The organism is Bacillus sp. MHSD_36, assembly GCF_030757775.1.
Lineage (GTDB): Bacteria > Bacillota > Bacilli > Bacillales > Bacillaceae_G > Bacillus_A.
Window position 1 is genome coordinate 115722 of record NZ_JAVBIS010000006.1, and the last position, 12818, is coordinate 128539.

At 35.4% G+C, this 12818-nt stretch carries 12 protein-coding genes and 1 pseudogene; 10 read left to right on the plus strand and 3 right to left on the minus strand.

Annotation, left to right across the window (positions count from 1 at the left end; genetic code table 11):
- Positions 1-13: 13 nt before the first annotated feature.
- Genes gerKC through gerKA form a run of 3 tightly spaced genes read right to left on the minus strand, consistent with a single transcriptional unit; the run spans position 14 to position 3708 of the window.
- Positions 14-1138, minus strand: coding sequence for a spore germination protein GerKC (gerKC, locus tag Q9B79_RS22025; RefSeq protein WP_306187634.1), 1125 nt, complete (start codon positions 1136-1138; stop codon positions 14-16).
- Complete coding sequence (locus Q9B79_RS22030) at positions 1119-2225, minus strand: GerAB/ArcD/ProY family transporter (RefSeq protein ID WP_306187636.1); 1107 nt, start codon at positions 2223-2225, stop codon at positions 1119-1121. Before Q9B79_RS22030 ends, gerKC begins: the two co-directional genes overlap by 20 nt.
- Positions 2206-3708, minus strand: coding sequence for a spore germination protein GerKA (gerKA, locus tag Q9B79_RS22035; protein ID WP_306187638.1), 1503 nt, complete (start codon positions 3706-3708; stop codon positions 2206-2208). Before gerKA ends, Q9B79_RS22030 begins: the two co-directional genes overlap by 20 nt.
- Before the next feature lie 151 nt (positions 3709-3859).
- Here gerKA and Q9B79_RS22040 point away from each other — a divergent pair.
- The 10 genes and pseudogenes from Q9B79_RS22040 to Q9B79_RS22085 all read left to right on the plus strand — a co-directional run bounded on the left by Q9B79_RS22040 (position 3860) and on the right by Q9B79_RS22085 (position 12714).
- Positions 3860-4546 (plus strand): annotated as a pseudogene (locus tag Q9B79_RS22040) (lysostaphin resistance A-like protein).
- 23 nt (positions 4547-4569) lie between these two features.
- Positions 4570-5541, plus strand: a complete 972-nt coding sequence (locus Q9B79_RS22045; protein WP_306187639.1) for a phosphotransferase enzyme family protein — start codon at positions 4570-4572, stop codon at positions 5539-5541.
- Positions 5542-5698: 157 nt separating this feature from the next.
- Entirely contained in the window at positions 5699-7159 is a 1461-nt protein-coding gene (locus Q9B79_RS22050) for an alanine/glycine:cation symporter family protein (protein ID WP_000387160.1), read from the plus strand.
- On the plus strand, positions 7122-8024 hold the full coding sequence (locus tag Q9B79_RS22055) for an amino acid ABC transporter ATP-binding protein (RefSeq protein WP_372339580.1): 903 nt from the start codon (positions 7122-7124) through the stop codon (positions 8022-8024). The genes Q9B79_RS22050 and Q9B79_RS22055 overlap by 38 nt, the downstream gene beginning before the upstream one ends.
- Positions 8025-8036: 12 nt before the next feature.
- Entirely contained in the window at positions 8037-8867 is an 831-nt protein-coding gene (gene glnH, locus Q9B79_RS22060) for a glutamine ABC transporter substrate-binding protein GlnH (RefSeq protein ID WP_306187642.1), read from the plus strand.
- A 70-nt stretch (positions 8868-8937) separates the two neighbouring features.
- A complete protein-coding gene (locus Q9B79_RS22065) occupies positions 8938-9594 on the plus strand; it encodes an amino acid ABC transporter permease (RefSeq protein WP_001112661.1) in 657 nt (218 codons plus the stop codon).
- Positions 9595-10239, plus strand: coding sequence for an amino acid ABC transporter permease (locus Q9B79_RS22070; protein ID WP_074615412.1), 645 nt, complete (start codon positions 9595-9597; stop codon positions 10237-10239).
- A gap of 204 nt (positions 10240-10443) precedes the next feature.
- A complete protein-coding gene (locus Q9B79_RS22075) occupies positions 10444-11865 on the plus strand; it encodes an amino acid permease (RefSeq protein ID WP_306187646.1) in 1422 nt (473 codons plus the stop codon).
- On the plus strand, positions 11840-12217 hold the full coding sequence (locus Q9B79_RS22080; protein WP_000778841.1) for an OsmC family protein: 378 nt from the start codon (positions 11840-11842) through the stop codon (positions 12215-12217). The genes Q9B79_RS22075 and Q9B79_RS22080 overlap by 26 nt, the downstream gene beginning before the upstream one ends.
- An 11-nt stretch (positions 12218-12228) precedes the next feature.
- Positions 12229-12714 (plus strand): HIT family protein, encoded by a 486-nt coding sequence (locus Q9B79_RS22085; RefSeq protein ID WP_306187649.1) that lies wholly within the window; start codon positions 12229-12231, stop codon positions 12712-12714.
- Positions 12715-12818: the final 104 nt, after the last annotated feature.

Below are 12818 nucleotides of genomic sequence, written 5' to 3' on the forward strand. Positions count from 1 at the left end.
GGCATACAACCTTTTATTTTAAGACACCACTATATAAAATATTTACCTCTACCTCAGGTTTGAATTTTACCTTTGCATAATCTTTATTCCAATTTTTTTTCTTCCATAAATCAGGGTGATAAGCGATAAGGTGTCTGCCGATACCAAAAGCATCACAGTTTGCTTTTTGTAACTTTTTCGTTATTTTTTTCGCTTCTTTTGTAAGTTGTTTCGATAATTCTTTATTTAGCTTTTCTCTTTCATCCATTTTATAAAGATTATCCCTTGGAGCTTCAAGCGCTATAACTTTTAGTTGGAGCTTAATGTGAGCATAAACATTTCCTTTTTTATCTGTTGTTATTTTTAAGTCTCGTTTTAACTTTCGATTGCTAATTTCCATTGTTAAATAATCAGATGTCTTCTCAGATTTATCACTAGTAAGTTTTTGAGTTATCCGGGCACTTGTTCCCATTTTTCCGGTTAATAACACGAATAAAACAGATTGTTTCAAAGGTAAATGCCCAGTTAATTTATCATTGTTAAATAAAGCTAATCCGTTTGTAATTACTTCTTTTCCTTTTATTTTTATAGAAGGGAGGGTAAAGTCTTTACCGGGATCTAACATTTTTGTAGCAGCTGTTTCTAAAGTTTCTTTCGGAAATACACTCATCTCTTCTAAGCTTTTCACTTTTTTCTTTAGAAAATCTCCAATTAGTAAATTGCCTACTTTCTTTTTTTCTAGTATCTCGGATGTTTCACCATCTACTGCAATGAGTTTTACTAAAGCAGTTGGGTTTGTTGGATCCCGAAAGCTGACATCTAAATAGGGTAGTATACCTTTTTTTAGAATTTTGGTTCCTAGTAATTGAACACCATATTTGAAATAACGAATATTCCCAGTCACATTTTTTTTTAGGGCATCGCTTGTATCCCTTATGTTATGACCCGTTGCTGAATGTATTTCATTTTCGAATGAAGATTGCTCTCCGCTTGAACTTTTTACGAGCTCAATTGTTTGCTGGAGTTGATTCTCTTCCGTAATATCAGATCCAATACTATAAGCTAACCTTGCTTCCCTTAATGGTTCTTGATCCCAACAGCCAGAAAGAAATGAACTAGTACATAATATAAAAAGTAATTTAACTCTTTTTTTGAACATACTGCTCTCCTTTCTTATTTCTTATTACTGAATAAAGTAGAAATAAAAGAGGGAGGACAACTATGAAAATATACGTGAACTTATCAGTGAAAGTTGAAATTACTTTTAATTCTTCAGGCGTATCTATAAATAAGGCTACACTAAAAGCAATAATACCAACGATTGGAACAGCTTTTTTATGATTAGCAAGATTGAATATATGTCCCACTCCGATTGAAGCAGCGCAATAATAACTAGCGATAGAAGCTACAACAGTTATCATCCAAATTGGTATGAATAGTAAATCAGTTCGGTCTATAATTCCGATATGTAAGGAGCGTAATAAGTAAGCAACTGGTTCTGGAATAAGCTCAATTTGTTTTGGACTAAATACGATAAAGCAAATCCAAACGGTAAAAGTATAAAAAAGAGTTACAAATCCATTGGCGATAGAAATAGCCTTCAGTTTTGCAATAGAACTCCCATTTACTTTTGGGAAAGCGATAAGAATAATTTCAAAACCATACATGGCTGTAATTGTTTCTTTGGATGCTTGAATAATATTCCACCATCCAGCTTCTGTAATTGGAAAAATATAAGAAAAGTCAGCCCGTGAGAGCCCAAGTCCAATTAAAAGTGCCATTGGGAAAATAAGAATAGAAGCCATGACATAAAATCGCACAATTACTTTAAATGTATTATAGGCTACATAGCAACAAGCTATTGTAAATAGGATGAGAATGGCAGACCAAGGAGTAGCTTGTAATATCCAAACTTTAATGACATTACAAGCATTTAACATAACTGTCATACCGATAAGGATAAAATAAAAAACATAAGCAAAACCTAATAGTTTTCCAAATTTATTACCAAATAGCATACAAACACTTTCATACATATCTGCATCAGGAAATCGTTTTAAAAAAAGCCACATAAGTAAAATAATAAGCTGAATTGCAAGCCCGGCGATGAGTACAGAAATCCATCCACCTCCTTTTGCTATTGGGTGAAGACGGTTAGGTAGAGAAAGGATACCAACTCCGATTTGGCATTGAATAACGAAAAAGGTAAATTGAACGAGCGAAATTTTACTTTGCGTGTTTGTCACCGTTCTCATCCTCTCTCGTTACATGTTGTCGTTGCATTTTTTTCGGTTTTGGATCGTGTGGTCGTTCCCAAAATGACCAAATTGGTAGTCTTACAAAAGAATCTTTCATATCTTTTATCCGCATCGGAGCAACAGGAGAAAGATATGGTGTATGAAAAGAATGAAGCTGACATAAGTGAACGAAAGTAATAATTAGACCGAATGATATTCCTACATATCCGAATATGGCAGCAAGAATCATTAATGGAAAACGAAGAATTCGAACTGCTGAGCTCATATCGTTTGATGGAACGAGAAAAGATGAGATTGCAGTTAAAGCTACAACGATAATCATTGTGTAAGAAACGAGTCCGGCTTTTACAATTGCATCACCAATTACTAAACCGCCTACAATACCGATTGTTTGCCCAACGCGGCTTGGCAGACGAATACCAGCTTCCCGTAATAACTCGAAAATCAGTTCCATTAAGAGAGCTTCAAAAATAGGAGGGAGCGGTACTTTTTCTAATGAAGCTTTAATTGTATAAACGAGTTCAAGTGGCAACACATCAGGATGAAAAGCAACCGTTGCGATATATATAGCTGGTAAGAGAAAAGCAATTAAGAAACTCACTAACCGAATCATTCGGACGAAAGAACCGACAATCCAGCGGTTATTATAATCATCTGGTGATTGATAGAAAGCAAATAATGTAACAGGAACGATGAGAGCTGTTGGATCTCCATCAGATAAAATAGCAACTCGTCCTTCCATTAAATTTGCAGCGGTCCTATCTGGACGCTCTGTATTTAATTGCTGCGGGAAGGGTGAAAAAGACGTATCCTCTATAAACTCTTGTATATATCCTGGAGGCATGAGTGCGTCCGTTTTAATCATTTCTAGCCTTCTTTTCACTTCTGCAACTAAATCGTCATTCGCTATGTTTTGCATATAAGCAATTGCCACTTTCGTGTGCATTTCTTCACCAAGCGTGAAATATTTAACGACGATATTTGGACTTTTTATGAGTTTACGAATGGAAGCTAAATTGGTTGCTAAATCTTCTACAAAACCAGTATGTGGTCCACGGACAATGCCTTCATTATCAGGCTCAGCTATATCTCTCTTTAAAGATAAAGCTGTTTCGAAAATACAAAAACTGTCGACTTGTTCATGAAAATATAATGATTTTCCTTGTAATAGAAGCTGCACGCCATAATTTAAATTTGTTTCTTTTTTCATATTTAATGTGGCGAAAGCTTTATCCAAAGGTAAATCCGACCGAGTTAATAAAGGCTCAAGAGCTAATTGGTGAATTAAATTTGGGTCTGCTAAAGATTCGATATATAAGATTGTTCCTTTTCCGTTTTGAAAAGGGAGGTCTAATTTTTTTATATCGTCTGAATGGGAAAGTTTGTTTTCAATGTAATTAATGTTCTCCAGAAGTGATGGAAACATATGCTTTTTGTTATTATCTTGTTGTGAACTTTCCTGTTCGGTCATAATTTCCACCTCTTTTAAAGTACAATTGTTTCTGTTAATTTTTGTCGTTTGTGAGAAATTTATGCTTGAATTATTTTTTGAAAAGAGGATTGAAAGTTACGTTGCGTCATCTTTTATACTTAAGGAAACACGGAGTAGAGGGGGTGTGTATATGATTTTGAAAAGTATGTGGGGATGGAAAGAAATTTTATATTTATTAGTTTTCGTATTTCTTATTGTCCCAGTAACAGTTGAAGCTCTTTTTTATGAATATGCTTTAAAAATAATAGGGAACTCATTATATGCTGGAGTATGAATGGGATTTATAATGGCAGTGATATTTACTACTGTAGTTTATCTTTTTTGTATAAAAAGATATCAACTGTCTTGGAAAGATATTGGAATTCGAAAGCTTTCATGGAAAGATTTTTTCTGGACAGTTATAGCATTGATTACCTTAATTGTAGTTAGTATTGCTGTATTAATGATAATGGAGAAGATGGGGATTTCTTTTGAAAATAGTAAAACGGAGACGGTCCAAAATGATAAATCAATATATTCGTTTTGTATCGCGGTAATTGGAGCAGCAATTATATCACCAATCTACGAAGAAATTTTATATCGCGGTGTTTTTTATACTTTTTTTCGTGATAGATATGGTATATGGGGCGGTGTGTTTATCAGTTCCATAATATTTACCGTTGTCCATATTCCCACATATAACACATTACCGGTGAACTTTTTGAGTGGTGTAGTATTTGCTTGGTTATATGAGAAAACAAATTCTATTTTATCAGCTATGATTGTCCACGCATTATTCAACTTTCTAGCAGTACTTTTAACATTTATGTCGAATTAAGAAGATATATAGGAGGGATACATATGGAAATAGCGGTAGAACGTGTTTTTACAAAAGAGATTTTAAAAAGAGCGGCGAGTTTGTTTCATGTAACAGTGGAAGAGAAGCCACTTGGAGATTTTGAAAATTATATTTTTAAGGCAATGGGTGATCGTGGCGAAGATTACGTATTGCGTTTAACTCACTCTTCTCATCGCTCTAAAAAAGAGGTAGAGGCCGAACTAGATTTTTTACGATATGTTGCGGAGAACGGAGCAAAGGTAGCAGGACCTCTTTATTCAACGTCTCAAAATCTTGTAGAAGAAATCAGAGCAGAGGATGAAACTTTCTTTTTCGTTTCCTTATTTACATATGCAAAAGGTGAGCAAGTAAAAGGTGAAGAATCACCCTATTGGGGAGATGCTTACTTTGAAGCGTGGGGAAAATCGATTGGACAACTGCATCGCCTAACAATGAACTATCCTAAAACAGATTATCGTGATACGTGGGAAGAAGATGAGAGTGGGATTGTGAATGAATTAGAAGATGATCAAGTGAAAAAGATTGCTGCGGTATTAATGGATGAAATTAAGGCTCTTCCAGTTGAAAGAGAAACGTTCGGCCTTATGCACGGTGACATTCATCCTGGTAATTTTCATTATGATGGAAAAGAGCTAACAATCTTTGATTTTGATGATGCAGCTTATAATTACTTTATACATGATTTAGCGATGGTTCTCTATTACTCTGTTTTATTTACACCATGGACAGCGGAAGAGAAGACAGATTTTGCTCGTAAACAGCTACAAGTGTTACGAAAAGGGTATGAGTATGAGCACAGACTGGCGGATAGTTGGTATGAATCGTTACCGCTATTTTTACGCTTACGCGATATAGGTTTATATGGCACGCTCCAAAAGAAGTTTAAGGGGAAAGATATGCCAGATAACTTCCGGGAATTATCTGAAGAATTATATGAAAGAATTATAAGCGAAGAAGCAATTGTGAATATATAATACATTTTGTTCAAAACAAAGTATGCAAAATAAATGTATACTTTGTTTTTTTATACAAAAATATGTTTGTTTTATTAAAATAATATTGTCATAGATTCGGTATACATTTATAATTTTTATATATTCTGAATATTCTTGATAAAAAGGAGGGGGAATATTGGAAGCTTTCGTAAATTGGTTAAATAATATTGTTTGGAGTCCAGCACTTGTTTATTTATGTTTAGGAGTAGGTTTATATTTTTCCATTCGAACGAAGTTTTTACAAGTAAGGCACGTAGGAGAAATGGTGAAGCTGACATTTCAAGGAGAAAAGTCAGAAGCTGGTGTTTCTTCATTCCAAGCGTTAGCACTTTCGTTATCAGGGCGCGTTGGAACAGGAAATATAGCTGGGGTAGCAACAGCGGTTGCCTTCGGTGGACCAGGGGCTGTATTTTGGATGTGGGCAGTAGCCTTTTTAGGAGCAGGATCAGCTTATGTAGAATCAACACTCGCGCAAATATATAAGACGAAACATCAAGGGCAGTTTCGCGGTGGACCTGCTTATTACATTGAAAAAGGTCTAGGTGTTAAATGGTATGCGTTAGTATTCGTTGCAGCGACAATTCTTGCAACTGGGCTTTTATTACCGGGCGTGCAAGCAAATAGCATTGCTGTAAGTCTAGAAACGGCTTTTGGTATTAATACTACCGTATCAGGTGCTATATTAGTTGTCGTATTAGCTCTTATCATTTTCGGTGGAGTAAAGCGAATTGTTAACGTAGCACAAGTTGTCGTACCGTTTATGGCAATAGGCTATATTTTAGTAGCTTGCGTCATTGTTGCTATGAATATTGAAAAATTGCCAGAAGCATTTATGTTAATTATAAGAAGTGCTTTTGCATTAGAAGCGGCTTTCGGTGGTATTATCGGTTTAGCAATTTCTTGGGGAGTAAAACGTGGTATTTATTCTAATGAAGCAGGACAAGGAACTGGGCCACATGCAGCAGCAGCTGCTGAAGTATCACATCCAGCTAAGCAAGGTTTAGTGCAAGCATTTTCCGTTTACATTGATACATTATTTGTTTGTTCAGCAACAGCATTTATGATGATTATTACAGGCATGTATAACGTATTTGATGCAAGCGGAAAAAATTTTATCGTAAATAAATTAAATGGTGCTCAGCCAGGACCGGGGTATACACAGGCGGCAGTAGAATCTGTTTTCCCTGGATTTGGAAACGGTTTCGTTGCAATCTCGTTATTATTCTTTGCCTTTACAACAATTATGGCGTATTACTACATTGCAGAAACGAATATCGCGTACTTAAATCGTGATAAAGACCGTCCTTGGATGTCCATGGTACTAAAGTTTGTATTTTTAGGAGCTGTATTCTACGGCTGTATAAAAACAGCAGCAACCGCTTGGGCTTTAGGTGACATCGGTGTAGGAATTATGGCGTGGGTAAATATCATTGCGATTTTACTATTACAAAAACCTGCATTAGTCGCATTAAAGGATTATGAAAAGCAGAAAAAAGAAGGAAAAGATCCAGTATTCGATCCAGGGCCATTAGGAATTAAAAACGCTGACTTTTGGGAGCATGAATACGGGAAAGATAAGAAAGAAGAAGTATCTTAATCAAATAGAAATGAAGGAGCAAAGGGAAAATCCCTTTGCTTTTTTTATGAGCAAAATGAAGCAGGCAGTTATTTTTTTCCCTATTTTTGAATATAAAAAGAATGTACATGCTTTGTTAGGGGAAGGGGGGAGTATGTTGATAGAGTTTCGTAATGTAAATAAATATTATGGCAATTTCCAAGTTTTAAAAGATATTAATGTGCAAGTGAAAAAAGGGGAAGTGGTAGTAGTTGTTGGGCCTTCAGGATCAGGAAAAAGCACGTTGCTTCGGTGTATAAATCAGCTAGAGACAATTACAGATGGAGAGTTAATTGTACAAAATACGGAGGTACACAATGCCAAAACAGATATGAATGAATTACGCCGAAATATCGGAATGGTCTTTCAACATTTTTATTTATATCCACATAAAACGGTTCTTCAAAATATTACACTAGCACCTATTAAAGTAAATAAAGTTTCAAAAGAGGAAGCTGAGAAAACGGCAATGTTTTATTTAGAGAAAGTAGGAATCCCGGAGAAGGCTAGTGTATACCCGCATCAATTATCTGGAGGACAACAGCAAAGGGTAGCAATTGCTAGGGGACTCGCAATGCAGCCGGAAATTATGCTATTTGATGAGCCTACGTCTGCTCTTGATCCAGAGATGATCGGGGAAGTACTTGATGTTATGAAAACGTTAGCTAAAGAAGGGATGACGATGGTTGTTGTCACGCATGAGATGGGATTTGCGCGGGAAGTAGCCGATCGGATTTTATTTATGGATGATGGCCAAATCATTGAGGATACAACACCGGCGCAATTTTTTGCAAGTCCTGAACAAGATAGAGCGCGTCTATTTTTAAGCCGAGTGTTAAACCATTAAAGGAGGAGTTTTATGCTTAAAATGAAAAAGTTGTTTACGTTAATCGTATTTTCCTGTTTATTCGTACTTGTCGTTGCCGGGTGCGGAAGTAAAAAAGATGAGGCAAAAGAAACGAATACGAAGCAAGGCGGGGCCATTGAGCAAATTAAGAAGCGCGGGAAATTAGTAGTTGGAGTGAAGAATGATACGAACTTATTCGGATTGAAAAACCCTTCAACAGGGCAAGTAGAAGGATTCGATGTTGATGTTGCAAAGGCGCTTGCGAAAAAAATTCTTGGAGATGAAAAGAAGTTAGAGTTAAAAGAAGTAACGTCTAAAACGCGTATTCCACTATTGAAAAACGGTGATATTGATGCAATTATCGCAACAATGACAATTACAGAAGAACGTAAAAAAGAAGTGGATTTTTCAGATGTATATTTTAAAGCCGGACAATCGTTACTTGTGAAAAAAGGGAGCGATATTAAAAGTATTGATGATGTGAAAAAGGGCGTGAAAGTGTTAGCTGTCAAAGGTTCAACATCTACAAATAATATTCGTCAAAAGTCACCAGAAGCGACTGTATTAGAATTTGAAAATTACAGTGAGGCATTTACGGCGTTAAAAGCAGGGAAAGGTGATGTTTTAACGACAGATAATGCAATTCTTTACGGTATGGCAAAACAAGATTCGAATTATGAAGTTGTAGGAAAAATTTTCACGGATGAGCCGTACGGAATTGCAGTGCAAAAAGGTGCAGATGATTTAACGAAAGAGATTAATAGCTTAATTAAAGACATGAAAGTAAGCGGAGAGTATGACAAATTATATGAGAAATGGATTGGGCAAAAACCAGAGAAGTAAAGTGATAAATAGTAAAAGTGAGAGGATGAGAGTACTCATCCTCTTCTTTTAAAGAAAGAGGGGAGAATATGTGCCTGATTTTTCTATATTAACGAATAACATTGATATGTATTTAGAAGGATTTAAATATACAGTGATGTCTAGTGTAATCGCATTAATAGGCAGTTTTATTTTAGGTATAATATTAGCGGTAATGCGTATTGCACCGATTCGCATTTTAAATTGGTTGGGAGCAACTTTTGTAGAATTTGTAAGAAATATTCCACTCGTATTAATTGCATTTATATTTTATTTCGCTTTACCTGTAATAGGAATTACTTTAAATGGTTTTGTAGCAGGGACAGTTACGCTTACGGTATATACTGCAGCGTTTATTGCGGAAGTTATTCGCGCTGGTATTTTATCAGTCGCGAAAGGTCAGATGGAAGCAGCACGTTCTTCAGGATTGACGTATACGCAAGCAATGTACCATGTCGTTTTACCTCAAGCGATGAAAATTGTAATCCCTCCTCTAGGAAATCAATTTCTCAATTTAGTAAAAAACTCTTCCATACTCGGAATTATCGCTGGAGCTGATTTAATGTATCAAGGAGACTTAATTTCAACGAAGACATTTGTTACGTTCGATGTGTATATATTTGTCGGGATGTTTTATTTAATATTAACAATTCCGCTCAGTATGCTAGTGCGTTATTTAGAAAAACGCTTAGCAAAGGAGGCGGTGTAAATGGATTTTAAGGGAGCAATAACAGGTGATCATATTCTATTTTTATTAAAAGGATTACTTATAACGCTAGAGGTAGCACTCATAGCAATTGTACTTAGTTTTATTATTGGTAGTGTAGTAGGGATATTGCGCTACATGAAAATCCCTATCGTCTCACAAATATTAGGGATTATCGTTGAAGTAATTCGAAACTTACCACTACTTTTAATTATATTTTTCACGTATTTTGCACTTCCAGAAGCAGGCTTGAAATTAGAAATTATAACAGCTGTAATTGTTGCTTTAACAATATTTGAAGCAGCAATGATATCTGAAATTGTTCGAAGTGGTCTATTATCGATTGAAAAAGGACAGATTGAGGCCGCAAGATCTTCGGGATTAACGTATGTTCAAGCGCTTTGGCATATCATTTTACCACAGGCGTTAAGAAGAATGGTTCCACCGCTTGTTAGTCAGTTTATTTCATTGCTGAAAGATACAGCATTAGCAGTTGTTATATCACTGCCAGAGCTTATGCATAATGCTCAAATTATTAGCGGACAAAATGTAAATTATATGATTCCAACGTTTATGGTAGTAGCTTGTATGTACTTTATCGTAAATTATAGTTTATCAATTTTATCGAGAAGATTAGAACTCCGTTAACCTTTACAATATATGTAAAGGTTTTTCCTTGTTTATCCTTATTTTCCTTTAATTATAATCTTAATCTCGTGATAATTCGATTTTTTATATTATTTTATCAGAAAAGTTTTAATTTTATATAGAAAATGTAATCGCTTTCGTGTATATTTTTATTATCAGAAAATTTTAACAAGATATAGGGGTATTTGTAGGGGGAGGATTTAGATGCAGCAACCAACGAATGAGAAATTACATCGTACGATGAAGAGTAGACATTTATTTATGATCGCACTAGGTGGTGTAATCGGGACTGGTTTTTTCTTAGGTTCAGGTTACACCATTAATCAGGCTGGACCAGGGGGAGCCATCCTTTCCTATTTAGTGGGCGGATTTATTATGTATTTAACAATGCTTTGTCTTGGAGAGTTAACGGTAGCGATGCCAGTTTCAGGTTCTTTCCAAAAGTATGCGACGAAGTTTATTGGACCAGGAACGGGCTTTATGATCGGCTGGCTATATTGGCTTGGCTGGGCAGTAACAGTAGGACTAGAATTAACGTCAATCGGTTTAATGATGAAAAGATGGTTTCCGAATGTTGATGTTTGGGTGTGGTGTCTCGTATTCGGTGTTATTTTATATGCGTCAAACGCAATTTCGGCGAAAAGTTATGCTGAATTAGAATTTTGGTTCTCTAGTATTAAAGTAGTTACCATTCTTGCCTTTGTTGTTCTTGGTGGTAGTGCATTATTAGGGTTTATATCATATGACGGAAAAGAAGCGGCACCTCTTTTCTCTAACTTTGTAAGCAATGGTGGATTATTCCCGAATGGACTAGCTGCCGTATTACTTACGATGATTACAGTTAACTTCTCGTTCCAAGGAACAGAGTTAATTGGGATTGCAGCGGGAGAAAGTGAAAATCCAGAAAAAACAATTCCACGCGCGATCCGTAATACAGTATGGCGCATTATGTTATTCTTCATTTTAACAATGACGATTTTAGTAGGGTTAATTTCTTGGAAAGAAGCTGGCGTAATTGAAAGTCCATTCGTAGTCGTGTTTGATAAAATCGGTATTCCGTATGCAGCTGATATTATGAACTTCGTTATTATTACAGCGTTACTATCTGTAGCGAATTCAGGATTATATGCGGCAACTCGTATACTATGGTCACTTGCAAATGAAGGAATGGCACCAAAGTCTTTCCAAAAAGTAAATAAACGTGGTATTCCAATTACAGCGTTAGTTGTAACAATTGCTGTAGCTGCTTTATCTTTATTAACAAGCTTCCTTGCAGAAGATACAGTATACATGTACTTATTATCTATAGCTGGTTTATCAGCTGTTTCAAGTTGGATCATTATTGCTTTATCGCAACTTCGCTTTAGAAGTCAGTATATAAAAGGCGGAGGAAAGTTAGAGGACTTAAAGTATAGAACACCACTATACCCAATCGTCCCAATTTTAGCTTTAATTACAAATAGTATCGTTGTTATTAGTTTAGCGTTTATTCCAGAACAAAGAATGGCGTTATATTGTGGTATTCCATTTATCATTTTCTGCTATATATATTATTATATAAATAAGAAACGGCAGAAACCGATGAAGGTGGAGACAACTAATGAAACTAACAATCAAACACGATGATATTGAGGCAGATTTATCGTATGGTCAATTAGCGATTGGAAAAGAAAACGGGTATTCACCGTTACAATTACTCGTTTCTTCTATCGCAGGATGTAGTGCAATTGTCTTTCGAACAATTTTAGAAAAGAAACGTATTACATACGATACGTTTACAATTGAAACGGAAATTGGTAGAAGTGAAGCTTTATCAAAACCAGTTGAAAGTGTTCATTTGCACTATAAAATTAAAGCACAAAACATTACAGAAGAGCAGTTGGACAAGGCACTGCAACTGGCAGTGAAAAATTGCACGATTGTTCAATCTGTAAAAGATAGTATAAAGGTTACGGAAACAATTGAACTAATAAAGTGAAACATAAAAACGTGAGAATATGGCTCTCACGTTTTTATGTTTTAGAGAGAGGAGAAAGTGTAATGGATTGTTTAGGTTGTAAATTAGCAAACGAAGAGGAAAAAATATATAAAATATATGAAGATGACTATGTAACATGCTTTTTAGATCATGCACCTTTCTATACAGGACATACTTTAATTGTGCCAAAACAACATGTTGTAGAAGTGGACGAATTAGATGACGTTGTAGCGAAATCCATTATGGATGCTTCTAAGATTATTGCAAAAGCGATTAAGGCATTATATAAACCAGATGGAATTACAGTTTGCCAAAATGGTGGAATTTTTAATGAAATTACGCACTATCATATGCATGTCGTACCAAGATATAAAGAGCGATCGTTTGCTGAGTTTTATATGGTACAACCGGGAGAAAAGCAGAATCATAGCTTGGAAGAGACACAGAATTTGTTAAAAGAAGCGGTAGAGCAAATGCAATTTGCGGAAAAGGTATAAGAGGGACGTTATTAAAGCGGCAGTTAGGAAAATTCTAATATTAAAAAGCCCAATTTCTCAGTTAAAATAGAGAAATTGGGCTTTTGTTTATTCTATTATTAAAT